The 25,007-nt window shown below is 68.7% G+C and carries 21 protein-coding genes; 11 read left to right on the forward strand and 10 right to left on the reverse strand.

Translation table 11 applies throughout. From position 1 onward, the window contains the following. The first annotated feature begins 32 nt into the window (after window positions 1–32). Both GEMRO_RS0102385 and GEMRO_RS0102390 read left to right on the forward strand, forming a co-directional pair. Window positions 33–2,873: a PAS domain S-box protein gene (locus GEMRO_RS0102385; RefSeq protein WP_035484625.1), complete on the forward strand. Its 2,841-nt coding sequence runs from the start codon at window positions 33–35 to the stop codon at window positions 2,871–2,873. 67 nt (window positions 2,874–2,940) lie between these two features. Then, window positions 2,941–3,852 (forward strand): NAD-dependent epimerase/dehydratase family protein, encoded by a 912-nt coding sequence (locus GEMRO_RS0102390; RefSeq protein WP_027132737.1) that lies wholly within the window; start codon window positions 2,941–2,943, stop codon window positions 3,850–3,852. Here the strand turns inward: GEMRO_RS0102390 and GEMRO_RS0102395 are convergent. The 6 genes from GEMRO_RS0102395 to GEMRO_RS0102420 all read right to left on the reverse strand — a co-directional run bounded on the left by GEMRO_RS0102395 (window position 3,849) and on the right by GEMRO_RS0102420 (window position 10,249). Continuing rightward, window positions 3,849–4,805, reverse strand: a complete 957-nt coding sequence (locus GEMRO_RS0102395) for a carbohydrate kinase family protein (RefSeq protein WP_027132738.1) — start codon at window positions 4,803–4,805, stop codon at window positions 3,849–3,851. The two genes, GEMRO_RS0102390 and GEMRO_RS0102395, sit on opposite strands and share 4 nt — an antisense overlap. Then, on the reverse strand, window positions 4,802–5,851 hold the full coding sequence (locus tag GEMRO_RS0102400; protein ID WP_027132739.1) for an ABC transporter ATP-binding protein: 1,050 nt from the start codon (window positions 5,849–5,851) through the stop codon (window positions 4,802–4,804). Before GEMRO_RS0102400 ends, GEMRO_RS0102395 begins: the two co-directional genes overlap by 4 nt. A gap of 22 nt (window positions 5,852–5,873) precedes the next feature. Next, window positions 5,874–6,911 carry a carbohydrate ABC transporter permease gene (locus GEMRO_RS0102405; RefSeq protein WP_051328594.1) on the reverse strand — a complete coding sequence of 346 codons (1,038 nt, stop codon included), beginning with the start codon at window positions 6,909–6,911 and terminating at the stop codon, window positions 5,874–5,876. Continuing rightward, window positions 6,908–8,059, reverse strand: coding sequence for a carbohydrate ABC transporter permease (locus tag GEMRO_RS27065; RefSeq protein ID WP_051328595.1), 1,152 nt, complete (start codon window positions 8,057–8,059; stop codon window positions 6,908–6,910). The genes GEMRO_RS0102405 and GEMRO_RS27065 overlap by 4 nt, the downstream gene beginning before the upstream one ends. Window positions 8,060–8,144: 85 nt before the next feature. Then, window positions 8,145–9,620, reverse strand: a complete 1,476-nt coding sequence (locus GEMRO_RS0102415; RefSeq protein ID WP_027132741.1) for an ABC transporter substrate-binding protein — start codon at window positions 9,618–9,620, stop codon at window positions 8,145–8,147. A 65-nt stretch (window positions 9,621–9,685) separates the two neighbouring features. After that, window positions 9,686–10,249 carry a glucose-6-phosphate isomerase family protein gene (locus GEMRO_RS0102420; RefSeq protein WP_027132742.1) on the reverse strand — a complete coding sequence of 188 codons (564 nt, stop codon included), beginning with the start codon at window positions 10,247–10,249 and terminating at the stop codon, window positions 9,686–9,688. A 216-nt stretch (window positions 10,250–10,465) separates the two neighbouring features. Between GEMRO_RS0102420 and GEMRO_RS0102425 the strand changes: the two genes are divergently transcribed. From GEMRO_RS0102425 to GEMRO_RS0102455, 7 genes are all read left to right on the forward strand, one after another. Further along, on the forward strand, window positions 10,466–12,391 hold the full coding sequence (locus tag GEMRO_RS0102425) for a cytochrome c (RefSeq protein WP_027132743.1): 1,926 nt from the start codon (window positions 10,466–10,468) through the stop codon (window positions 12,389–12,391). 140 nt (window positions 12,392–12,531) lie between these two features. After that, the gene (locus GEMRO_RS27070) at window positions 12,532–14,670 is read left to right on the forward strand and encodes a protein-disulfide reductase DsbD family protein (RefSeq protein ID WP_240476578.1); all 2,139 of its coding nucleotides are present in this window, start codon (window positions 12,532–12,534) and stop codon (window positions 14,668–14,670) included. 88 nt (window positions 14,671–14,758) lie between these two features. After that, a complete protein-coding gene (locus GEMRO_RS0102435) occupies window positions 14,759–15,586 on the forward strand; it encodes a sugar phosphate isomerase/epimerase family protein (RefSeq protein ID WP_027132744.1) in 828 nt (275 codons plus the stop codon). Window positions 15,587–15,770: 184 nt separating this feature from the next. Continuing rightward, window positions 15,771–16,766, forward strand: a complete 996-nt coding sequence (locus GEMRO_RS0102440) for a sugar ABC transporter substrate-binding protein (protein ID WP_027132745.1) — start codon at window positions 15,771–15,773, stop codon at window positions 16,764–16,766. Continuing rightward, the gene (locus GEMRO_RS0102445) at window positions 16,763–17,755 is read left to right on the forward strand and encodes an ABC transporter permease (protein WP_051328597.1); all 993 of its coding nucleotides are present in this window, start codon (window positions 16,763–16,765) and stop codon (window positions 17,753–17,755) included. Before GEMRO_RS0102440 ends, GEMRO_RS0102445 begins: the two co-directional genes overlap by 4 nt. Beyond that, window positions 17,752–18,531, forward strand: a complete 780-nt coding sequence (locus GEMRO_RS0102450; protein ID WP_027132747.1) for an ATP-binding cassette domain-containing protein — start codon at window positions 17,752–17,754, stop codon at window positions 18,529–18,531. The genes GEMRO_RS0102445 and GEMRO_RS0102450 overlap by 4 nt, the downstream gene beginning before the upstream one ends. Window positions 18,532–18,548: 17 nt before the next feature. Next, a complete protein-coding gene (locus GEMRO_RS0102455) occupies window positions 18,549–19,634 on the forward strand; it encodes a Gfo/Idh/MocA family protein (RefSeq protein WP_027132748.1) in 1,086 nt (361 codons plus the stop codon). 6 nt (window positions 19,635–19,640) lie between these two features. On the opposite strand, the gene GEMRO_RS33230 is transcribed toward GEMRO_RS0102455, so the two are convergent. From GEMRO_RS33230 to GEMRO_RS0102475, 4 genes are all read right to left on the reverse strand, one after another. Beyond that, window positions 19,641–19,760 carry a DUF2474 family protein gene (locus GEMRO_RS33230; RefSeq protein WP_084506448.1) on the reverse strand — a complete coding sequence of 40 codons (120 nt, stop codon included), beginning with the start codon at window positions 19,758–19,760 and terminating at the stop codon, window positions 19,641–19,643. 2 nt (window positions 19,761–19,762) lie between these two features. Continuing rightward, complete coding sequence (gene cydB, locus GEMRO_RS0102465; RefSeq protein ID WP_027132749.1) at window positions 19,763–20,764, reverse strand: cytochrome d ubiquinol oxidase subunit II; 1,002 nt, start codon at window positions 20,762–20,764, stop codon at window positions 19,763–19,765. After that, window positions 20,761–22,200, reverse strand: coding sequence for a cytochrome ubiquinol oxidase subunit I (locus tag GEMRO_RS0102470; protein WP_027132750.1), 1,440 nt, complete (start codon window positions 22,198–22,200; stop codon window positions 20,761–20,763). Before GEMRO_RS0102470 ends, cydB begins: the two co-directional genes overlap by 4 nt. 432 nt (window positions 22,201–22,632) lie before the next feature. After that, on the reverse strand, window positions 22,633–23,016 hold the full coding sequence (locus GEMRO_RS0102475) for an acyl-CoA thioesterase (RefSeq protein WP_035484628.1): 384 nt from the start codon (window positions 23,014–23,016) through the stop codon (window positions 22,633–22,635). Window positions 23,017–23,196: 180 nt separating this feature from the next. Here GEMRO_RS0102475 and GEMRO_RS0102480 point away from each other — a divergent pair, with 180 nt between their 5' ends. Both GEMRO_RS0102480 and GEMRO_RS0102485 read left to right on the forward strand, forming a co-directional pair. Next, a complete protein-coding gene (locus GEMRO_RS0102480; RefSeq protein ID WP_027132751.1) occupies window positions 23,197–24,177 on the forward strand; it encodes a mechanosensitive ion channel family protein in 981 nt (326 codons plus the stop codon). A 22-nt stretch (window positions 24,178–24,199) separates the two neighbouring features. Next, complete coding sequence (locus GEMRO_RS0102485; protein WP_205624878.1) at window positions 24,200–24,991, forward strand: potassium channel family protein; 792 nt, start codon at window positions 24,200–24,202, stop codon at window positions 24,989–24,991. The last annotated feature ends 16 nt before the right edge of the window (window positions 24,992–25,007 follow it).

A 25,007-nucleotide genomic window follows, 5' to 3' on the forward strand; every position in this document is an offset into this window, starting at 1 on the left:
CGCCAGCCGTCCCTGCAATCAGCGAGCTGTCGATGTCGATTCCTGATCCGGCGCGGTATGGCTTCCTGAGCGGTGGCGGGGAGATGGCTGGAATCATCCAGGCCTTCGACTGGTCGACAACGTCGCTGGGACCGCTCAGCCTCTGGCCGGCACGGGTCCGTGCCGTGGTCAGCCTCATCCTGCGGGCGCGGCTGCCCATGGTCGTGTTCTGGCACGACGACAGCACGGCGATCTACAACGACAGCTACAGGACGATCGCGGGAAGCCGTCACCCGGCCCTGCTCGGCTCCAGGATCCGGGAAAGCTGGCCGGAACTGGCGGCCTCTCCCGATGGCGATGTCATCCGCACGGTCCTCTCGGGCCAGGCGGTCAGCTATGTCGACCAGCATGTCGTCGTCTCCAAGGGCGGTGTCTGCAACGATATCTGGTTCGACCTGCACTGGAGCCCGCTGCTCGACGATGACGCCGTGCCGGAGGCAGCGCTCGCGACGGTGATGGAGACCACCGAGCGGGTCGATGCCGAGCAGCGCCTGCGCGTGGCGCAGCGGGCCGGCGGGGTCGGCACCTTCGAATGGTATCCGGAGAGCGGCAAGCTGGACGTCTCGGACGAGTTCCGGCGGATCTGGGACATTCCGGCCGATCAGCCGGTCACCGATGCGATGCTGATCGGCATGATCGAGGCGGAGGACCGGCCGCGGACGGGGCCGGCCCGGTTCCACCTGCCGAACCCGCTGGAATACACCGAGTACCGGATTCGCCGCGCCTCCGACGGCGCCCAGCGCTGGATCTCCCGACGGGGCGAGGTCATCCCGGTCGCGGACGGCGGGCCACGGCGCTTCCTCGGCGTCGCCATCGACATCACCGACCGCAAGCATGCCGAAGAGGCGGTCCGCCAGAGCGAGGCGCGCTGGCGGGGCCTGTTCGAGGAGATGCAGGAAGGCTTCTTCGTCGCCGAACTGGTGCGCGACGCGGACGGCAAGGCCATCGACTTCCGCTTCCTGGAAGCCAATCGGGCCTTCGAGCAGCATACCGGGCTCGTCTGGAACGATACCAACGGCCGCCGGGTCCGGGAGGTCATCCCGACGATCGAGGACAGCCTGATCGCGAACTATGCCCGGGTCGTCGACACCGGGCGACCGATGCACTTCGAGGTCCCGGTGGAGATTCTGGGAGGCCGCTGGTTCGAGGCCCGCGCCCGGCCGGCCGGCGGTGACCGGTTCGCCGTCCTGTTTCTCGACATCACCGACCGCAAGAGCGCCGAGGCGGCGCTGGCGGAAAGCGAGGGACGGTTCCGCTCGCTGGCGCAATCCCTGCCGGCCCATGTCTGGATCGCCATGCCGGATGGCCGGTTGCGGTGGTTCAATGACCGGATTTTGGCCTATGCCGGAGCGGATGCCGAGGAACTGGCCGGTGACAGATGGATCAGCCTCGTCCATCCGGACGATCGGCAACCGACGCAGGAACGGTGGGGCGAGGCCCTGGCCTCGGGGTCGCCGTACCACACCGAGTTCCGCCTGCGCCGGCATGACGGCACCTATCGTTGGCATGTCGTGCGGGCTGTTCCCATCAGGGACGAGAAGGGCGAGATCCAGCGATGGGTCGGCAGCAACAGCGACATCGAGAGCCAGAAGGTCGCCACCGAGACCATGGCCAGGCTCGCCGAGACCCTGGAGGAGCGGGTCGCCGAACGAACCGCGGAGCTGACCGCCGCCCACGAGGCGCTTCGCCAGAGCCAGAAGATGGAGGCGGTCGGCCAGCTCACGGGCGGCATCGCCCATGACTTCAACAACCTGCTCCAGGGCATCGTCGGCTCGCTCGATCTGGTGCGGCGCAGGATCGCCCAGGGCCGCGTCGCCGAGGTGGACCGGTTTGTCGCCGGTGCGATGGGATCGGCCGAGCGCGCCGCCGCCCTGACCCACCGCCTGCTGGCCTTCTCGCGCCGCCAGCCGCTCGACCCGAAGCCGGTCCAGGCGAACCCGCTGGTCGCCTCCATGGAAGAGCTTCTCCGGCGCACCATCGGGAAGGATATCCGGCTGGTGTTCGCTCTGGGCGGTGCCCTCTGGCAGACGCGCTGCGATCCCAACCAGCTGGAAAACGCCATCCTGAACCTGGTGATCAACGCCCGCGATGCGATGCCGGAAGGCGGCCAGTTGACCATCGAGACGTACAACGCCCATCTCGACAGCGCCTACACCAGCCGGGCCGGCGAGATGACCCCTGGCCAGTATGTCTGCATCGCCGTCACCGACACCGGCTCCGGCATGGCGCCGGAAGTGATCGAGCGCGCCTTCGAGCCGTTCTTCACCACCAAGCCGATCGGCATGGGGACTGGGCTGGGCCTCTCGATGATCTACGGCTTCGCGCGGCAGTCCGAGGGCCATGCCAAGATCTATTCGGAGGTCGGCATCGGCACGACCGTGAAGCTCTATCTGCCGCGCCATCTCTCTGAAGACGCCGAGCAGGCGGCCGCCGAAAAGGCGACGGACGAACCGGCCGGCACGCAGCCAATGTCGGTCCTGGTGGTCGAGGACGACGCGATCGTCCGTGGCCTCGTCGTCGAGGTCCTCAAGGAGGCCGGACATTCCGTGCTGGAAGCCGAGGACGGGGTGACCGGGCTGCAGATGCTTCAGTCCTCGCGCCGGATCGCCCTGCTGATCACCGATGTGGGGCTGCCCGGGCTGAACGGCCGCCAGGTGGCCGATGGCGGCCGAGCGGTCCGCCCGGACCTGAAGGTGCTGTTCATGACCGGCTATGCCGAGAGCACCGCCCTCGCCCGCGGCTTCCTGGAGCCGGGCATGGCGATGATCACCAAGCCCTTCCCGCTGGCGACCCTAGCCAGCCGGATCCGCATGATCCTGGAGGATCCCGGATGAGCCTTGGGCGATCACTCTGGGCCCGCCACACCGTGATGCATCGGCTGAACAAGAAGGACAGCATGGCATGAACACGATTCTCGTCACCGGGGCGGCAGGCCTGATCGGACGCGCCGTCGCCGCCCAGTTGCGGGCGCGAGGCGACCGGGTGGTTGGCATCGACCGGATGGCGTCGGGCAGCGACGAGACGGTCGTGATGGAATGCGACCTGCGCGACAGCCATCGCCTGCACGCGATCGCCGCTGCCACGACGCTGGACGCGATCATCCATTGCGGCGCCCATTCCGGCCCGATGGTGGCCCGGGACAATCCGTACGACCTGGTGCAGGTCAACGTGGTGGGCACGGCCAATGTCCTGGAGGTGGCCCGGATCCATCGGCTGCGCCGGCTGGTGAACTGCTCGTCGGTGAGCACCTATGGCGATACCGGGCCCGGTCCGGTGATCGAGGACGTGCCGCAGCAGCCTTCGACCGTCTATGGCGCCACCAAGCTGGCGGCGGAGAAGATCACCACCGCCTATGCGGTGGAGCACGGGCTGGATACCGTCTCCCTGCGTCTGTCCTGGGTCTATGGGCCGAACCGGACCACGTTCTGCATCCTGCGCCAGATGGTGGCGGATGCCTTGGCCGGCCGCCCGACCCGCACCACGAGCGGGGCCGATGCGCTGCGGCAGTACATCCACGCCGAGGATGCCGCCACCGCGCTGGTCTGCGCGCTGGATGCATCCAACCTCACCCAGCGGGCCTACAACGTCACCGGCGACGACTGCCGCACCATGACCGAAGCGGCCAATGTGGTGCGCCAGATCCTGCCGGAGGCCGACATCGTGCTCGGGCCGGGTCCGGACCTGGGCGACGACCAGCAGCAGCGCTTCGACATCTCCGCGGCCCGCCGCGACCTGCGTTACACGCCCGCCATCTCGCTGGAGCAGGGCATCCGCGACATGGCGGAGACCCTGCGCGCTGGCCGCGCCGGCTAGGGCTGCCCGGCCAGGAAGCGGTCGATGGCGGCCAGGTCCGGCAGGCTCTCCATGCCGCCGGTCCGGGTCGCCGTCAGCGCCCCGGCGGCGCAGCAGCGGCGCGCCAGCGTCTCGAGGGCCGGGGTGCCCTCAAGGACGAAGTCGCGCCTGGCCAGTTCGGTCAGCATCATCGCCATGAACGCGTCGCCGCAGCCGATCGTGTCGACGGTCTCCACCTTGAAGCCGCTCACCGCGGCGCGGTCGTCGCGCGTGAAGACCTCTGCCCCGGCCGGTCCCCGGGTGACCGCGACCACGTTCAGGCCGTCATGCCAGAGGGAGCGGACCGCCTGACCCGGATCGTCGATGCCGGTCAGCATGACCAGCTCCTCGTCGCTGATCTTGACGATGTTGGCGGCCCGGACCACCTCGCGCGCCGCATCCAGCATCGCGTCCCGGTCGCCCCACAGATGGACCCGCAGGTTCGGGTCGGCCGAAACCAGGATGTTGGCGGCCTGGGCGATCTCTACCGCGCGGCGCTGGGCGGCGGCGGAAGTGGGCTGGGCCAGGAACAGGCTGCCGGTATGGAACACCCGGGTACCACGCAGCACGTCCAGAGCCAGGTCGTCGGGCGACAGGTCGGAATCAGCGCAGCCGTCGCGGTAAAAGAAGAAGTCCCGGTCGCCCTCGGCGTTGAGGGTCACCACCGCGAGCCCGGTCCGCCTGGTCGCCGTGGAGCGGACCGCCTCGGTCGCCACGCCGTTGTCGCGCAGCGTGTCGACCAGCATCCGGCCGAACGCCTCCTCGCCGACCTTGGTCAGCATCGCCGCCCGGCCGCCCAGCCGCGCCACCCCGACCGCCACGTTGCCGGGCGCCCCACCGGGCTTGGCCACGAACTGCATGCTGCCGTCCCTGGAGGGGAGCGGCACCAGGTCGATCAGCAGCTCGCCGATCGAGACGACGTCGTACTTGCTCACTGGATCCGCTCACCGCTGGTCTGGTCGAACAGGTGCACCGCCCGCTCCTCGAAGCCGATCCCGACCTTCTGCCCGATCGTGCCGGCGAAGTCCTTGTCGGCCTTGACCGTCACCGTCGCGTCGCCGCAGCGGCAGGTGACCAGGGTGTGGTCGCCGATCAACTCGCTCGCATAGATCTCGCCGGCAAGCTGCCCCTGCCCGGGCCCGGTCAGCCGGCCATCCTCCGGACGGATCCCGGCGACCACCGCCTGGTTGCTGCGCCGGCTCATCGTGCCGAAGCTGCCGGCATTGCAGTCGAAGCGGCCGTCCTTGAGCGATCCTTCCAGCACGTTCATGGGCGGCGAGCCGATGAAGCCCGCCACGAACAGGTTGGCCGGGTGGTTGTAGATGTTAGCCGGCGTGTCGAGCTGCTGCAGCACGCCCTTCTCCAGGATCGCCACCCGGTGCGCCAGGGTCATCGCCTCGATCTGGTCGTGGGTGACGTAGATCGTGGTGATGCCCAGTTCGTGCTGCATGTGCTTGAGCTCGGCGCGCATGTGCCCGCGCAGCTTGGCGTCCAGGTTGGAGAGCGGCTCGTCCATCAGGAAGGCGGAGGGCCGCCGGACGATGGCCCGGGCCAGCGCCACGCGCTGGCGCTGGCCGCCGGAGAGCTGGCGCGGGAACCGGTCGAGCAGGTGGTCGAGTTGCACCTGCTGAGCCACGTCGCGCACCGCGGTCTCGATCTCCGCCTTGGGCCTTTTGCGCACCATCAGCGGGTAGGCGATGTTGTCGAACACCGTCTTGTGCGGATAGAGCGCGTAGGACTGGAAGACCATCGCCACGTCGCGGTTCTTGGGCAGGACGTTGGTGACGTCCCGCTCGCCGATCAGGATCCGCCCGGACGTCACGCTCTCCAGCCCCGCGATCATGCGCAAAGCGGTGGTCTTGCCCGAGCCGGACGCACCCAGCAGCACCAGGAACTCGGCCGGCTTCACCTCCAGCGAGAGCGCCTTGAGGACTTCGATGTTGCCGAACGACTTGGACGCCCGGTCGAGGATGATCGTCATCGGCGAGACTCGCTCATGCGCATCAGCCCTTCACCGCGCCGAGCAGCATGCCCTTGGCGATGAATCGCTGCAGGAGAAGGGTGAGGAAGATCACCGGCAGGATCATGAGCAGGATCAGCACGCTCATGTACCACCATTGCGGGCCGCGGGTGGCGTTCTGGGCGGCGACCAGCACCGGCATGGTCTGGGCGTTGGCGCTGGAAAGGAACAGGGCCAGCAGGTACTCGTTCCAGGCCAGGATCAGCACGAGCAGGCTGGTCGCCACCAGGCCGGGCCTGGCCAGGGGCAGGACGATCCCGAAAAAGATCGCGAAGCGCGAGGCGCCGTCCAGCGACGCGCTTTCCTCCAGGTCCTTGGGGATGGTGACGAAGAAGTCGTACATCAGCCAGACCACGATCGGCAGGTTGACCGTGGTGTATGTGGCGATCAGGGCGGTGCGGGTGTCGAGCAGGCCGATCGTCTGGAACATCACGTAGATCGGCAGCGCGGCCACCACCGGCGGCAGGATGCGCTGCGAAATGATCCAGAACAGGATGTCGCCGTTGCCGAGCGAGGCGCGCATGGTCCGCCCGGCGGCGCGCGCCAGCAGCAGGAACAGCGCCAGGGCCACCACCGCCGCGATCCACCAGGGCACGCCGAAGCCCGCCACCGCGACGATCATCAGGGCGCCCAGCAGGATGAACAGCAGGATCGAGCCGAACTTCGGCGCGAACTCCAGGCGGGAGAGCGCATAGGCCGCCATGGAGCCGATCAGCATCGCCAGCGCGGTGGAGACGAACGCCACCACGATCGAGTTCATGTAGGGGCGCAGCGTGTCGTTGCCGAGATCGACGAAGATGTACTCCCAGGCGTGCAGCGAGGGCAGGAAGTCGATGAACGGCAGGTAGACCGGCCCAGCCGAGACGTGGATCGGCAGCTTCAGCGAGGTGATCACGATCCAGTAGAGCGGGAACAGGACCACCAGGCTCCAGACGATCAGCCCGCCATAGACCAGCACAGCGCCCAGTGGCGACATCGTTTCCAAGGACTTCGGCTCGGTCAGCCGCTTCAGGATGCTCATGTCCTGGCCCCCCGCATGGGCTTCACCACGAAGTTGAAGAACGAGACGCAGGTGATGGTCGCGAGGAACAGGAGCACGTAGGCGACCGCGGCCGAGCCGCCGAGGTTGAGCGCCCGCCACTCGATGAAGGCGTGCAGCGTCAGGGATTCGGTGGCGATGCCCGGCCCGCCATTGGTGAGCACGTTCGGCAGGTCGATGATCTTGAACGCCTCGATGGTGCGAATCAGCACGACCGTGGCGGCCACAGGCGCGATCGACGGCCAGGTGATGTCGCGGAAGATCTGCCAGCCGCTCGCCCCGTCCAGCTGCGCCGCCTCGACCTCGTCGCGCGGCTGGCTCTCCACCGCGGCCAGGAGCACAATGAAGATGAACGGGATCCACTGCCAGCTGTCGCCGATCAGGACCACGAACCGGGCGCTCCAGGCATCCGCCGACCAGGATGTCTGCGCATAGCCCAGCCAGTGCCACAAGGGCGCGAACGGGCCGACCGCGGTGTCGGCCAGCATCCGGAAGGTGTAGGCGATGCCGACCGGGGTCACCATCAGCGGCACGAAGAACAGCACCCGGAAGAAGCTGCGGCCACGGATCGGCTTGGCGCACAGCAGGGCCAGGCCCAAGCCGATCGCGAACTGCAGGGCGACGCCGCAGACCACGTAGAACAGGGTGACGCCGATCGTACCGAGCTGGCCCGCGTCGGTCAGGTTGGTCGCCACCAGCACCGAGAGCGCGATCGCGGTGACAGCGGTGATGGTCCGCCCGATCAGCCCGACCACGGTGACCCGCTGGTGGCGGACGTAGTGGGCGAAGAACCAGACGAACAGGGCGATGGTCGCGCCCATGATCGTCCAGCCGAGCAGGCTCACCGTGCCGAACGTGCCCAGCAGATGGAACTGCTGGGAGCCGGTGAACATCTTCTTGAAGTTCAGGAAGCCGATATAGCTCAGCGTGTAGCCGCCCGGCGCCAGCTTGAAGCGCGACAGGGCCAGGTAGGCCGAGGCGATCAGGGGAAAGATCGAAAAGCCCAGGATCAGGATCACCGCGGGCAGGATGAACATCCGGCCTGCCTGCCGGTCCATCCAGTCCTGAAGGCTCTCGCGCTCCGGCGGAGCTGCCACCATCCGTTCGGTGGCCGAAGGCGTCATGGCCATCGCTGTCCACCCATCCTTGGAAGATCCTGTTGCCGAGGGCGAGGCGGGCTGGCCGGCGGATCTCCCGCCGGCCAGCCCCACCGGTTCACTGCGCGCCGATGGTGGCCTTGTAGGACTCCAGCTGCTCCTCGGTGCCGAGTTCCTCGTTCACCTCGTTCCAGCCTTCCACGATCGCTTCCACAGCCTGGTCGACATCCAGCTCGCCGGCGAGGTAGCGGGCAACGGCGGTGTCGAGCACGACCTGCTGGTAACGCTGGTTCTGCGGGATGCGCAGGTCCAGGATCATGTTCGGGCTGTTCAGGCTGGTCTTGATCGCGCCGAGATAGCTTTCGGCGTTCTCCTTGCCCATGCCCATCTCGGCCCAGGCGTCGACCTCGTCGAGCTGCGACATCCGGTACGGATTGAAGCCGGTCTGGCCCTTCTTCACGTCCTCGTTCGACTGCTCCGGCTGCGTCAGGTAGGAAAAGAACGCATAGGCAGCGTCCTTCACCTTGGGATCGGCGTTGGTGTTGATGCCGCCGCCCCAGCCGCCGAACGCCGCATAGGGCGCATGGTTCAGGCCGTCGATCGCATGCGGGCAGGTCTGGTCGTCGCAGGCGACGAACTCGCCGGTCTCACGGTCGACCACCTGGTCGCTGCCGGGCAGGATGGTGGCGCCTACCTTGCCCACCACCTTGCTCATGGAGGGATCGACCGACATCGGGCCGATGTCGCCCCAGTCCATCGACAAGGCGCAGCGCCCGGCCACGAACATCACCCGGGTGTCGGACACGTCCAGGTTCAACTCGTCCGGCGGACCGTACTTGGAGGTCTCCTTGTAGACCTCCAGCGCCTTCTTGAACCCGGCATTGTCGATCAGCGGGGTCATGTCCTCGTCGGTCTGGAAGAACGCGCCCTGGCTGGTGCCCTGGGACTGGACGTAGGGGCTCGCCACCGAGGTGATGAACCAGTAGCCCTGCGCGTTGCGCTTCTTGCCGATGCACGAGCCGAAGTCCGGCGTGCCATCGCCGTTCAGGTCCTTGCCGTGCGCGGCTTCAGCAATGTCCAGATAGTCCTCCCAGGTCTTCGGCGGCTGCTTGCCGAGCTCCTCCAGCACGTCCGTGCGGTAGAAGATCATGTGGAAGTCGCCGTCGAACGTCATCATGTAGGTCTTGCCGTCGTACTTCTGCGAGAAGTCGCGGAAGAACGGCGCGATGTCGTCCTGCTGCAGGTCCTGGTCGTCGGCCATCCGCTCGGTCAGGTCCTCGAGGAACCCGGCCGCGGCGTAGTCCACCATCCACTGGGGCGCGAACACGGCGGCGTCGATCGAGTTGGTCTGGGTGGTCCAGTCGGTGAGAAGCTTCTGGTAGATGTCCGAGAAGGGCACGGTGATCACGTTGATCTTCGCGCCGGTCATCTTCTCGAACTCGGGCGCGCGCGCCTGCATCGGCCCGGAAATGGCGGGGCCGGTCTGGGTCAGGATGTTCACGGTCACGCCGTCGAACTCGGCGGCGAACGCCGGCAGTGCTGCCGCGGCGACGCCCGCCATGGCAGCGCTGGCGATCCAATTGCGAAGCTTCATCTGACCCTCCCCGGTCTTGTTGCTCGTCGATGGCCGCGCCGCCGGCTTTCGTGCCGGTCGCCGCGTCAGGATGCGAAATTCGGGTTGTCCACCACCACCGCGTGGCCGTCCCGCTCCACCACGAGCTTGCGCATGCCCTTGTCCAGGATCTCGCCATACTCGTGGCCGGCATCGGTGGCACAGTGCCAAACGAACACCAGCTTGTCGCGTCCGGTATTGATGGACCGGTGCGCCCAGTCGGGCGGGATGAACGCGCAGATGCCGGGCTTCATCTCCACGGTGCGGGTCTCGCCGTCGCGGGACTGCAGGAGCAGGATCCCTTCCCCGGACTGGGTGTAGTAGGTCTCGCCGCACTCGCGCCGTTCGTGGAAGTGGCCGCGGGTCATGTAGTACTCGGCCCCGACCCGGCCTGGCGCCATGATGGTGGTGCCGAAGGCGAGGTCGCTGTCCTTGAAGCGATAGTCGATCACCTCGTAGGCGACCGGATCATCCGCCTGGAGGAGCGCGTCGAAGGCCGCCCGGTCCTGATAGAGGCCGCCAAGTTCGCTGAGGCGCTTCACGTAGCTGCCGGTGGATGGGGTGACCGCCCCAGATGTCCCGTCGATCCGCACGCCTGCAGGCAGCAACATTCCGGCCTCCTCTGGCCGCGACCCTAGGCACGACCCCTCCCGTTGGAGGGCGTTCTCCAGCCAAACGTCAGGCTTTTCAAGGTAGTTCTGGTTCGGCCACGGCGCCGCCGCCCGGTGGCGACTGCCACAAGCCTGCCATCATGCCTGTCCTATCGACGTCGAGCTGTTCTTACTACACTCTCTGTGACGACATTGTCCGACGCCCGGGGGAAAAACATGGCTGTCCGCAACCGGCTGCTCGCGTCTGTCACCTGCCTCATGCTCGTCAGCCCCGCCGCCTGGGGGCAGGACAAGGACGAGGCGGCGCTCGTGGCGAAGGGCGAATACCTTGCCCGCGCCGCGGACTGCATGCCATGCCATACCGCCCCGGGCGCCAAGCCATTCTCCGGTGGGCTCGGCATGAGCACGCCGTTCGGCACCCTCTTTTCGGTCAACATCACGCCCGACAAGGAGACCGGGATCGGGGCGTGGACGTTCGACCAGTTCAAGGCCGCCCTTCATGACGGCGTGCGCGCCGACGGCGCGTATCTCTACCCGGCCATGCCGTTCGACGCCTACACCAAGATCACGGACGAGGACCTGCAGGCGCTCTGGGCCTACTTCCGCAGCCTCCCGCCGGTGAAGGCCGAGAACAAGGCCAACCAGCTCGAGTTCCCGTTCAGCATCCGGCTGGGCATGCTCGCCTGGCGCGAGCTGTTCTTCACGCCGCAGACCTTCACGCCGACCGCAGGCAAGAGCGAGGCATGGAACCGGGGCGCCTACCTGGTGGAGGCGCTGGGCCACTGCTCGGACTGCCACACCCCGCGCAACCTGATGGGCGCCGTCAAGGGCAAGGAGCATTTCATCGGCGCGGAGATCGACGGCTTCTACGCGCCGCAGATCTCCGCCGCCGCCCTTGCCGACAATTGGACCAGCGCCGAGCTGAAGACGTTCCTCAAGACCGGGACCGGCGAAAACAAGACCAGCGTGTTCGGACCCATGGCCGACGTGGTCGAGCACAGCCTCAGTCACCTGACCGACGCCGATCTCGACGCCATGGTCACCTACCTGCTGGACAGCCCGCCACCGCAGGACGTGCCCACCCCGCAAAAGCAGTCGCCGCTGCCGGCCGACGTCTATCAAAGCGCTTCCAAGCTCTATATCGACCAGTGCGCCACCTGCCACCAGCCGCACGGGACCGGCATCGCCGGCTCGGTTCCGCCCTTGAAGGGCAATCCCGCGGTGACGGCCACGGAGCCCTACAACGTGCTGGCGGTGGTGCTGGACGGGCTGCCGTCCAGCGGCAAGTACGACGCGATGCCCTCCTTCGCCGGCCGGCTCTCCGACCGACAGGTCGCCGATCTGGCCAACTATGTCCGCACCAGCTGGGGCAACGACGGCGCGGCCAACGCCACCGCCAAGATGGCGGGTGTGTGGCGCAGCACCACCAGCGTCCCCGATGTCGGCACGGAAAGCGCCGCGGCCTTCCAGTGTCCGCAGGTAGGCGGCGCGCCGGGCGGCACCGGTCCGGACGCCCAGGCGGTCCAGGCCGTCGCCGAGATGGTCAAGGGCGGGAACCGCAACGTCCACGATCTGGTCGACGCGTACCAGGCGCAGGCCTCCGGCGCCGATCCGGCCGAGATCGTCAACGCCGTGATCTCCGCCTACTGCCCGGCCGTCGCAGCCGATGACACGCCTGCCTACATGAAGCAGGCAGAGCTGGAGCGGGTCGCAAGGCAGGCTGCGGCCGATGTCTCCCCGGCGACGGCGGCCGCGCCGCTTCCTGACGTCGACCTGACCTGGGCTGTCCAGGTCGGCCACAGCGTCCTCGCCCGCGAGGCGAAGGAAGGAACCACGACGCTTGCCTGCCCACCCGACAACGGCAAGCTGGTTCCGGCCGGTCTGGTCGCCAGCGCGACCGCGATCTTCGGCAAGCCGGCCCTTCCGGTGACGGGCAAGGCCCGCCAGGAATATGTCGATCAGCTGCTGGCCAAGGAGCCGAAGGCATCAGAGGCCGACATCGCCAATGCCCTGATCATGGCCCATTGCGCGAGGCTGGTGGCCGACCAGGGCGTCAGCGAGGCCGAGCGGCGCACCTGGCAGGAAACGTTTGGCCAGGAGGTCATCCAGGGGCTGCAGATGCGTACAGCCCGGGCGAACTGACCGTTCGTCGCACGGCCTTACGCTGTCCGGCACCGGCATGATATCTGGTGATGGTCCATCAGGAGATCGTGCCGGTGCCTTCCGCTTTCGTGTCGCCATATGGGCCAGGCCACGCGGACGCATGCCAGGCACGGCGGAGCGTGAAGGATGCGCCCGCCAGGCAGATCGGCCGCGTGGCCCTGGCAGCCGCTGTGGTCGGGCTGCTCGGCGCCGGCCCCGCCGCTGCCGTGGAGAGCGCGGCGGTCAGCTCGCCGCAGACCACGGTCAGCCTGATCAGCGAGGCGGCGGCGATCGCGCCGGGCGAGCCGTTCCGCCTGGGCCTTCGCCAGGTCATCGCACCCGGCTGGCACACCTACTGGTCCAATCCCGGCGACGCGGGCGCGCCACCGGAACTGGCCTTCGACCTCCCCAAGAACGCATCCGCCAGCGACCTGTCCTTTCCGGCGCCCGAGCGGATCCCCTACGGCCCGCTGGTCAATTTCGGCTACGAGGGCGAGGTCGTCCTGCCCCTGACCGTCACCCCGCCGGCCGACCTGCAGCCGGGCCAGCGCTTCGAGATCCGGGCCGACGGCTACTGGCTGGTCTGCGCGGACATCTGCATCCCCGAGGAGGACAGTTTCCACCTGGACCTGCCGGTCGAGGCCGCCGCCCGTCCCGCCCCGGACACCGCGGCGCTGTTCACCGCCGCCGAGGCGGCCCTGCCCCGCTCCTCCCCCTGGCAGGCCACGGCGGGGTTCGAGGGCGATGCCGGCGTCCTGCAGCTTTCCGGCGAGATGCTCACGCCCGGCTCGGTCACCGAGGCCTTCTTCTTCCCGGCGGCATCGGGCGTTCTCGACCATGCGGCGCCGCAGGAACTCCACCTGGCGCCGGGCACGCTCAGCCTGTCCCTCACCCGCGCCAAGGGCGAGCTGCCGCCGCGGCTGGACGGCGTGATCGCGGTGACCGACGCGGCCGGCAGCCGCAGCAGCTATGTCGTGAGCAGCGAGCTTGGCGCGGTCCCCGTGGTGGCCAGCACACCGGCCCTGCCGCTGTGGCAGGCAGCCGCCTTCGCGGTGCTGGGCGGGCTGTTGCTCAACCTGATGCCCTGCGTGTTTCCGATCCTCGCCATGAAGGCGGTGGGGATCGCCGCGCTTTCCGGAGCGCGCAACGGCGTGGTGCGCGGCCATGCCGCCTCCTATACGGCAGGCGTCCTCGTCTCGTTCCTGGCGCTGGGCGGCCTGCTTCTCCTGCTCAAGGCCGCAGGGGCGGTGGCCGGCTGGGGCTTCCAGTTCACCTCGCCCGTGTTCGTCGCCGCGATGGCCTGGCTGATGCTGGCGGTCGGGCTGAACCTTTCGGGGGTCTACGCCATGGGCCGGCCGGTCACCGCCGGCGGCAAGCTCGCCGACCGGAGCGGCCATCTCGGCAGCTTCGCCACCGGCGCGCTGGCCGTGCTGGTGGCGACCCCCTGCACCGCGCCGTTCATGGCCGCCGCGATCGGCGCGGCCTTCGCGATGCCGCCGGCAGCGACGCTGGCAGTGTTCGCGGCGATGGGCCTGGGCATGGCCGCGCCCTATGCGCTCCTGGCCTTCGCTCCGGGGCTGGCCCGGCTGCTGCCCCGTCCGGGCCTGTGGATGGAGCGCCTGAAGCAGGTCCTGGCCTTCCCGATGTACGGCGCCGCCATCTGGCTGGCCTGGGTGCTGACCGTGCAGGCCGGGGCGGACGGGGTCCTGCTGGTCCTGGCCGGCGCCCTGCTGATCGCCTTCGCCGCCTGGGCGCTGGGGGTCGCCCAGGGGGCGGCGCCGCGCGGGCGGATCGTCGGCCAATGCACCGCCGGCGTCGCCACTGCGATCGCCCTGGCGCTCCTGCCGCAGCTCGGCTCGTCCGCGGTCGGGCCCGCCCTTGCTGAGACCGGTGCGCCCGGGACCGAGCGATGGAGCGAGGCGCGGGTCGCAGCGCTCCAGGCCGAGGGACGGCCGGTCTTCGTCAACTTCACCGCGGCCTGGTGCATCACCTGCAAGGTCAACGAGGGGGTCGCACTGGAGACGGCCGCGACCCGGGCGGCGTTCGAAGCGGCCGGCGTCGTCACCCTGGAGGGTGACTGGACCAGCGGCGATCCGGTGATTTCCGCGTTCCTGGAGCGTCACGGGCGGGAAGGCGTGCCGCTCTACCTGCTCTATCCGGCCGGCGGCGGCGCGCCCACCGTCCTCCCGCAGATCCTGACCCAGTCGATCGTGCTCCAGGCGCTGGAGCCGGCCGCCGCCCGCACCACCACCGCGCGGGCAATGTCCGCGCAGGGTTGACCATCGACACTAGGGGAGCGCCCGCGCGGTTGACTCCTGCCGCCGGCATGTCCCCCTGCCCCGGACCGACCGAACGGGGGACACCTGCATGACCGACCAGCCAGCGAGATTCCGGAGCGGCTGCCAGACCTTCACCTGGGAGATGCTGGGCGAGCGGTGGACCGGCAACGCCGATGACCTGCTCCGCGCGATCGCAGAGGCCGGCTACGAGGGCATCGAGATCACCGACACCATGATCGGGCATTATGCCGGGCGCGCCGACGCCTTCCGGACGGCGCTGGCCGCGCACGGCCTCACCCTGGTCGCGTTCGCCTGCGGCAGTTCCAGCGGGTTCACCGAGGAGGCGGCGATCACGACCGACCTCGCCATGATCGACCGCGCCCTCCTGTTTGCCTCGGCCTTCCCCGGCGCCCACCTGTCGCTGGGCAGCGCCACGGTGGTGTCGCCCGGCGCGCGTGCCGCCAAGTTCGAGACCGCCGCCCGCATCTACGACGAGGCCGGCCGGCACGGCCGCGCCTTGGGCGTGCCGGTCGCCTTCCATCCCAGTTCGCACCACAACACGCTGCTGTTCGACCGGGCCGACTACGACCGGATCATGGAACTGACCGACCCGGATCTGGTCGGCTGGGTCCCCGACACCGGTCACATCATCCGCGGCGGTCAGGACGTCGCCGAAACCATGGAGCGCCACCGAGCACGAATCCGCTACGTCCACCTCAAGGACGTCGACGAAGCGGGGCAGTGGCAGATGCTGGGTGCTGGCGCCTGCGATGTCGGCCGGGTGCTGGAGGTCGCGGCCCGCGCGCCCGGCTTCAACGGCTGGCTGGTCCTGGAGGAGGAGTCGGATCAGGCCGCGCAAGACCCGGCTGCCGCGGTCCAGGTCAACCGCGCGACTCTGCGCAGCTTCGGCGTGTGATATACGAGTTCCCGGAATGCTGTTCATGAACAAAATCGAGCGTTCATGCTACGAACACAGCAAGGTGGCACCTCTATACATGAAGCGCATGCGGTTGACATCGTGACGGGATCGATGTCGATACTTTCCGAGAAGGCAGCACCACAGCACCAGAACAAGCTGCCTCCCTCAGGGAGATGAGCGGATGAGCACGTCCGTATCTGCGCTCGCGCTTGGCACCGCGCTGGTCGCCGGCATCCTGTCCCTGCCGGCCGCCGCCGCCGACAACACCCGGGTCGCCGCGGTGATCAAGGGCCTGGACAACCCGTTCTTCCAGTACATGCGCCAGGGCATCGACGAGCGGGCCCAGGAGCTGGGGGCGGAGGTCAATGTCCAGGCGGCTGCCGGCATGGGCGATTCCACCGGCCAGGCCGACCGGTTGTCCGCCGTGGCAATGCAGGACTATGGCTGCTACTTGGTCAACCCGATCAGCGTCAGCAACCTGGTCCAGGCCCTGGTGCCGGTGGCGCAGAAGGGCGCGCCGATCGTCAACATCGACAGCGTGGTCGATCCCGCCCAGGCCGAGGCCGCCGGCTTCCAGGTCGACACCTATATCGGCACCGACAATGTCGAGGCCGGCCAGATGGCAGGCGAGGAAATGCTCCGGCTGCTGCCCGACGGCGGCAAGGTCGCGCTGATCGCCGGGGTGGTCGGCGACGTCGGCAGCAATGCCCGGATCAAGGGCTTCCAGGAGGCGGTCGAGGGCAAGCTCGAGGTGGTCCAGATGGTCAGCGCCGACTGGGACCGCGAGAAGGCGCTGACCGCCACCGACACGATCCTGCGCGCCCATCCGGACCTGGCCGGCATCTTCGCCGCCAACGACATCATGGCGCTGGGCGCCCAGCGCGCGGTGATGAGCGCCGGCTCGGACGCCAAGGTGATCGGCCTGGACGGCATCACCGACGCGCTCCAGTCGGTGGCCGACGGCCAGCTCGCCGCGACCGTCTCGCAATATCCCTACGTGGTGGGGGCCATGGGCCTGGAAGCCTGCCTGGCCGCCGCGGCCGGCAACGACCTGCCCGACAACGTCAACGCCCCGGTGCAGCTCATCACCCCGGACAATGCCGAGACCGCGCTGAAGAACTTCCCGCGGCCGGCCGGCGACTACCCGGATCCGTTTCGGGACATGCTGCAGCAGTGAGCGCCTCGGATCGCGCCGCCGACGGCGAGGCGGGCACGCGCCTGCCTCGCCCGGCACGGCCGGCCCTGCTGGAGCCGTCGTTCTGGGCCGACTGGGCCGCGGTGGTCGGGCTGGCCGGGCTGGTGCTGGTGTTCGGCCTGACCGCGCCGGCCTTCTTCACCACCGCCAACCTGCAGGCGGTGCTGCTGGCCTCGGCGATCCTGGTGGTGGTCGCGGTGGGGCAGACCTTCGTGGTGGCCACCGCCGGCATCGACCTGTCGATGGCCGCCAACATCACGCTGGGCGCCATCCTGCTGGGACTGACCTATGCCGGCGGCTACGGCACCCTGCCCGCCTGCCTGCTCGCGGTGGCCGCCGCCGCGTTCGTGGGCTTTTTGAACGGGCTGGTGATCACCCGCGGCAGGATCCCCGACTTCGTGGTGACGCTCGGCAGCCTGTCCGCGGTCACCGGTGCTGGCCTGATCCTGTCCAGCGGCGAGCCGACCATGGTGTCCAGCCTGTTCCTGCTCAAGCTCTCCAGCGGCCGGATCGGCATCCTGGGCTATCCGGTTCTGGTCGCCGCCGCGGTGGCCCTGGTCGGCCATGTCCTGCTCTACCACACCCGCTTCGGCGTTCACCTGCTCGCCACCGGCGGCCATGCCGAGAGCGCCCGCTCGCTCGGCATCCACACCGACCGGGTCAAGATCGCCGCCTACACCATCTCCGGGGCCTGCGCCGGGATCGCCGCGATCCTGCTGGTGGCGCGGATCGGCTCCGCCGAGCCCACCGTGAACACCAACCTGCTCCTGAACTCGGTGGCCGCGGTGGTCCTGGGCGGGGTCAGCCTGTTCGGCGGGCGCGGCAGCATCCTGGGCCCGGTGTTCGGCGCGCTGATGCTGACCACGCTGGTCAACGGCCTGACGCTGCAGGGCGTCTCCGCCTTCTACCAGCCGCTCGCCGTCGGCATCATCGTGGTGCTGGCCGCCTTGATCATGCGCTACCAGCGATGAGCACGGCCCCCACCGATCCGATCCTGGCCGACGCGATCCTCGCCTGCGCCGGGATCGACAAGCATTTCGGCGGCATCCATGCCCTCAAGGACGTGGCCTTTTCCGCCAGGCGCGGCGAGGTCACCGCCCTGGTCGGCGACAACGGGGCCGGCAAGTCGACGCTGATCCGCTGCCTTGTCGGGGTGCACGTCCCCGACAACGGCGAGATCTTCTTCGATGGCCGCCCCGCCCGGTTCGCGGATCCCGACGCCGCCCGCCGGGCCGGCATCGAGACGGTCCACCAGAACCTGGCGCTGATCGACGAGCTGACCGTCGCGCAGAACCTGTTCCTCAACCGCGAGATCGTCCGCCGGATCGGTCCGCTCGCCTTTCTGGACCGCAGGGCCATGCGGGTGCAGGCGCGCTCCCTGCTGTCCCGCCTGTCGATCAACGTGCCCTCGGTCGAGCAGCGGGTCCGCCGCCTGTCCGGCGGCCAGCGCCAGGCGATCTCGATCTGCCGGGCGGTGGGCGCCGGCGCCAGCCTCGTGGTCATGGACGAGCCGACCGCGGCGCTGGGCGTCCAGGAGACCGCCAATGTCGAGGCGCTGATCGCGCGGCTGCGCGAGGAACGGGTCAGCGTCATCCTGATCAGCCACAATTTCGACCAGGTCCTGCGCCTGTCTGATCAGGTCTGGGCGATGCGCGCCGGCCGGATTGTGGGTACCAGGCGCACCGCCGAGACCAGCGGCGAGGAACTGGTCGCGCTCATCACCGGTGCTGCCGGCAAGGCCGCCTGAACCATGGAGCCCTCCCGTTGACCATCCTGAACGTCGGCCTGATCGGCCTGGGCGAGGTCGCCCAGTCCATCCACCTGCCGACCCTGGCCGACCTGCGCGACCGCTTCCGGATCGCGGCGGTGCACGACGTCTCGGCCGAGCTGACCGGCCTGGTCAGCGGCCGCTATGCCGATGTGCGCGTCCATGACAGCGCCCGGGCCCTGATCGACGATCCCGCCATCGACGCGGTGTTCATCCTCTCGCCCGACGAGACCCACAGCCGCTATGTCCGCATGGCGATCGCGGCCGGCAAGCACATCCTCCTGGAGAAACCCGCCTGCCTGAACCTGCGCGAGATCGACGAGCTGCTGCCGCTGGCCGAGCGGCACACCAAGACCCTGTTCGTCGCCTACATGCGCCGCTACGCGCCGGCCTATCTCGCCGCCAAGGCCGAGCTGCCGCCGGCGGCCGAGATCACCCACGTGCGCATCCACGACCTGATCTCGCTCGGCACCGAGTTCATGCGCCACAGCCAGGACATCCTCTACCCCAAGGACGTCCCGGCCGACCTGCGCCAGGAGAGCGCCGCCCGCCGCGAGGGGCTCTACCGCGAGGTGGTGGGCACGGACGCCCCGCCGGACCTGGTCCAGGCCTATGCGATCCTGACCTCGATGAGCTGCCACCACCTGTCGGCCATGCGCGAGCTGATCGGCGAGCCCAAGCGCGTGCTGGCCGCGCACCGCACCAATGGCGGCTTCAACAACGCGATCACCTTCGACTACGGCCACTATCTCTGCCAGTACCAGGCGGCGATCGACCGGATCGGCCTGTTCGACGCGATGATCGAGGTGCGCTCGGACAGAAAGCGCGTGCGCATCGTCTACGACACCCCCTACATCCGCAGCCTGCCGACCCGGCTGGAGATCGCCGAGCGGGGCGAGGACGGGGTGAAGCAGCGCATCCTGGGCCCGTATTACTCGGACGCGTTCGCCGCCGAGCTCAAGCTGTTCCACCGGCACGTCCAGGACGGGACCCGCCCCAAGACCGACCTCGCCGACTTCCGCAAGGACCTCGAGCTCTGGGCGGCGATCGTCGAGCGGATGCGCGACCGGCCGCCGACCTGACGCCGGTCAGTTGACGCAGAACCGGATCACCGCGCCCACCAGCCCCACGGCGGCCACCCCGGCCGCCCACAGGCCCACGAACCACAAAATTCGTCGCGGCCAGTCCTTCTTCGCCTGCCCCGCCATGGTCAGTGATAGCCCTCATGCCCGGTCTTGCCGCGGAACACCCAGTAGGAATAGGCGGTATAGGCCAGGATGATCGGGATCAGGATCGACGCGCCCACCAGCATGAAGAGCTGGCTCTTCTCCGGCGAGGCCGCGTCCCAGATCGTGATGGCGCCCGGGATCACATAGGGGAACATGCTCACCCCCAGGCCGATCAGGCCCAGCGCGAACAGGGCCAGGGTGATCAGGAACGGCCAGTACTCCCAGCGGCGCGCCAGCCCGATGAAGAACAGCACCGAGGCGACGGCAACCAGGATCGGCACCTGGGCGGCGAACAGGACCTGCGGGAAGGTGAACCAGTTCCGATAGTACTCCTCGCTCAGGAACGGCGTGGCCAGGCTCACCAGCACGATGCAGCCGACCGTGGCCGGGCCCAGGATCCTGGCCAGCCGGAAGCAGTGGTCCTGGAGCTGACCTTCGGTCTTCATGATCAGCCAGGTGGCGCCCAGCAGCGCATAGCCGACCACCAGGCTCACCCCCACCAGCACGCTGAACGGCGACAGCCAGTCCCACCAGCCGCCGGCGTAGGAGCGCCCCTCCACGGTGATGCCCTGGAGCAGCGCACCCAGGGTGATGCCCTGGGCCAGCGCCGCGACCACCGAGCCGACGGTGAAGCCCACGTCCCACCAGCGGCGGTGGCCGGGGTCGCGCCAGCGGAACTCGAACGCGACCCCGCGGAAGATCAGCGCCAGCAGCATGGCGATGATCGGCGCGTAGAGGGCCGGCAGGATGATGGCGTAGGCCAGCGGGAACGCCGCCATCAGCCCGCCGCCGCCCAGCACCAGCCAGGTCTCGTTGCCGTCCCACACGGGCGCCACCGTGTTCATGGCGCTGTCCCGCTCCCGGCCGACCGCGAAGAACGGGAACAGGATGCCGATGCCCAGGTCGAACCCGTCCATGACCACGTAGGCGAACACCGCGAACGCGATCACGAACGCCCAAACCACAGTAAGGTCGATGATCATGCCCCTGCCTCCGCGCCGCGCCCGCCGATGGTGCGGTCCGGATCGACCGCCGACGCCGGGGTGATTCCCGCGGCCCGTTGCGGCTGCTCGCGGACCGCCTCCGGACCCGGCTCCCCGGCATGCGGCGCATGGCCCATCAGCTTGAGGATGTAGAGCGTGCCGGCGCTGAACACGACGAAGTAGACGACCACGAACACCAGCAGCGACGTCGCCACCGCCGGCGCCTCCAGAGGTGCCACCGAATCCGCGGTGCGCAAGAGGCCGTACACCGTGTAGGGCTGGCGGCCGACCTCGGTGGTCACCCAGCCGGCGATCACCGCGACGAACCCGGCCGGGCCCATGGCGAGCGCGAACCAGTGCAGCGGACGCCACTGGTAGAGCCGCCCCTTGAAGAACGCGAGGGCGCCGGTGGCCCCCAGGAACAGCATCAGGAAGCCCAGGCCCACCATGATGCGGAACGACCAGAACACGATCGCCACCGGCGGCCACTCATCCTCCGGAACGGTGTCCAGCCCCTTGAGCGGCGCGTCCAGGCTGTGCTCCAGGATCAGGGACGACAGCTTGGGAATGGCGACCTCGTAGTGCACCGTGCGCTCCTCCTCGTCCGGCAGGCCGAACAGGATCAGCGGCGCGCCGTCGGGATGGCTCTCGAAATGGCCTTCCATGGCCATGATCTTGGTGGGCTGGTGCTCCAGCGTGTTCAGCCCGTGCGCGTCGCCCAGGAAGATCTGGACCGGTGCGGCGATGGCGATCATGCCGATCGCCATGGTGAACATCACCCGCGCCCCCTCGTTGATCCGGTCGCGCAGCAGATGGAAGGCGCCCACGGCACCCACCACCAGCGCCGTGGTGAGGTAGGCTGCCATCACGGTGTGGGCGAGCCGGAACGGGAAGGACGGGTTGAACACGATCGCCCACCAGTCCACCGGCACGAACTGGCCGACATCGTTCATGGCGAAGCCGGCCGGCGTGTGCATCCAGCTGTTGACCGACAGGATCCAGAACGCGGAGGTGAAGGTGCCGATCGCCACCGCCAGGGTGGCGGCGTAGTGCAGCCCCTTGCCGACCCGGTTCATGCCGAACAGCATCACGCCCAGGAAACCCGCTTCCAGGAAGAACGCGGTCAGCACCTCGTAGGCCATCACCGGCCCGATCACCGGCCCAGCCTTGTCGGAGAACACCGACCAGTTCGTGCCGAACTGGTAGGACATCACGATCCCCGACACCACGCCCATGCCGAAGGCGAGCGCGAAGATCTTCACCCAGTACTTGAACAGCCGGAGATAGATCTCTCTGCCCGTCCACAGCCACAGGCCCTCCAGCACGGCGAGGTAGCTGGCGAGGCCGATCGAGAAGGCGGGAAAGATGAAATGGAACGAGACGGTGAAGGCGAACTGTATCCGTGCCAGCAATAGCGCATCGAACTGTTCGAGCATCGATCTCTCCCCCGCTCCTCGCAGGTGTCAAATAGTACCTCGTTCCGCTCCCGGCAGCCGCGATCGACCTGCCTGAGGCGGAGAAGCGCAGGCTACGCTTCATCGCGCGCCGGCTGCCCGGGTGCCCAGCCTCGCCGTTGCCGCCGGGCCCAGCGCCACCAGAGCGGCACTGCCCTGCGACGCGATCCCGGCGCGGCCATGGTTCCGACAAGGATCTCCCGCATCCGCCGAAGAGGCGGCGCCGGCAGGTCCCGCTCCAGGATCTCCGGGCGGCTTCGGTACCGTCTTTGCCGCAAGCCGCTCTATGATGATCCGGCTGAAATCACCCTTTGCCGCATCACGACCACCCGGTCCGGCGACTTGACCGGGATACGCCGCGACCTGCGCCGCTGGATCACCCCCCACACCCTGTCGAGACGCACGACCCGAAGCCTAGGCCGGGTCGGGTTCCGCGGGCAGTTCGCGCGGCCGGCGGTCCTCGCCGATGGCGACAAAGGTGAACACCGCCTCGGTCACCCTGGTCTCCTGGTCGCCTTCCCGGGGACGGCGCCAAGCCTCGATCCGGATCTTGATCGAGGTGCGGCCGGTGGAAAGGATTTCGCCGTAGAAGCTGACCTCGTCACCGACCAGGACCGGCTTCAGGAAGGCCATGCCCTCCACCGCGATGGTCACGGTGCGGCCGCGCGCCCGCCTGGTCGCCACGCTGCCGGCCGCCAGATCCATGTGCGCCATCAGCCAGCCGCCGAAGATGTCGCCGGCCGGATTGGTGTCGGCGGGCATGGCGGTGGTGCGGATCACGGGCATCAGGTCGGGCATCGGTTCTCGCAGGCCTGGGTGGTAGCCCCAGCCTATCCGGCCGGTGAAGGGGCGGCCAGGAACTCGCAGTTCCTCCCGGCGTTGGAAGGTCCAGCGGTCCTTTGGGGAGTTGGCCGGCCTGTCAGGGATCGTGCCGGCCCGGCTCGGGGGACCGGTCGCGAGCCTAAGAACGGAGCCCGAATGGACGAACTCCCCCCGGAAGTGAGCCTGGCCTGGCAGAAGGTCGACGCCATGATCGCCGGCTTCTTCCGCCTCCTGCCCAACATGGTCATCGGGCTGGTGGTGCTGGCGGTGTTCGTGGGGCTTGGCTGGCTGGCCAGCCTGTTGTGCCGGCGCTTCCTCACCCATCGCGACCGGGCCAATCTCGGCCAGGTGCTGGGCGGCTTCGTCTGGTGGGTAGTGATCCTGCTGGGCGTGCTGGTGGCGATGACCATCGTGTTCCCCTCGGTGAAGCCGGCCGACCTGCTGGCCACGCTCGGCATCGGCTCGGTGGCGATCGGCTTCGCGTTCAAGGACATCCTGCAGAACTGGCTGGCCGGCCTGCTGATCCTGTTCCGCCAGCCGTTCCGGCCGGGCGACCAGATCGTGGTGGAAGGCAACGAGGGCACCATCGAGCGGATCGAGACCCGCGCCACCCTGATCCGCACCTATGACGGGCGGCGGGCGATCATCCCGAACAGCGTCGTCTATGCCAGCGCCGTCACGGTCAACACCGCCTTCCCGATCCGGCGCAGCGAGTATGATGTCGGCATCGGCTACGGCGACGGCATCGAGGCGGCCCGCGACGCGATCCTGGGCGCGGTGACGTCGCTGGACGGGGTCGAGCGCGACCCGGCGCCGGAGGTGCTGGCCTGGGACTTGGCCGCGTCCGCCGTGATCCTGCGGGTGCGCTACTGGACCGCGTCGGAGCGGATCGACGTGGTCCGCCAGCGCGGCCGGGTGGTGGAGGCGGTCAAGAACGCCCTGGACGACGCCGGAATCGACATGCCGTTCGACACCCAGGTCATGCTGCTGCACGATCAGACCGAGGAGACCGACGGCATGCGCGGGGTGCAGCGCGAGGGCTGGCCGAAGGCCGAGCGTCCGCCCCGCCCGCGCTGGCAGGTGACCGCGAGCGGCGGGCAGGAGCGCGCCCTCGCCGGCGAGCCTCGGCAGTCATGATCTCGCAGCGGCCAGGAGGCGCATGATCCAGTCGACCGGACGACGCCGCAACGCCGGCAAGGAACGGATCCGGGAGCTCTACGAGGGCAACACCAGCCGGGCCCACCGCTTCCGCTACGGGCTGTTCGTCTTCGACCTGACCACCATCCTGTTCATCATCGGCACCTCGTTCCTGCCGCGCAGCGACGTGGTCGAGACGATCGACGTCGTGTTCGGCATCGTGCTGCTGGCCGATTTCCTGGCCAGGTTCTGGGTGAGCCGCACCCGGATGCAGGACCTGCTGCGCCCGTCCACCTGGGCCGACATCGTGGCGCTGGCCTCGTTCCTGAGCCCGATCGTCGGCGAGGGCGCGGGCTTCCTGCGGATCCTGCGCACCCTGCGCCTTTTGCGCACCTACCAGTTCCTGAGCCGGCTGCGCCGGGACAGCCGCTTCTTCCGCCAGAACGAGGACGCGATCCTGGCGGTCACCAACCTGGTGGTGTTCATCTTCGTGATGACCGGGATCGTCTACACGACCCAGTTCTGGAGCAACCCGGACATCCACAACTACATGGATGCCCTCTACTTCACGGTCACCTCCCTCACCACCACCGGCTTCGGCGACATCACCCTGCCCGGCACCACCGGGCGGCTGATCTCGGTGGTGATCATGATCTGCGGGGTGACGCTGTTCCTGCGGCTGGCCCAGGTCCTGTTCCGGCCGCACAAGGTCCGCTTCCCCTGCCCCACCTGCGGCCTGCAGCGCCACGATCCGGACGCGGTGCACTGCAAGGCCTGCGGCACGCTCCTGAACATTCCCGACGAAGGGTACTGACGATCGGCAAAAACCG

Origin of the sequence: Geminicoccus roseus DSM 18922 (assembly GCF_000427665.1) — a bacterium.
Classification (GTDB): domain Bacteria; phylum Pseudomonadota; class Alphaproteobacteria; order Geminicoccales; family Geminicoccaceae; genus Geminicoccus; species Geminicoccus roseus.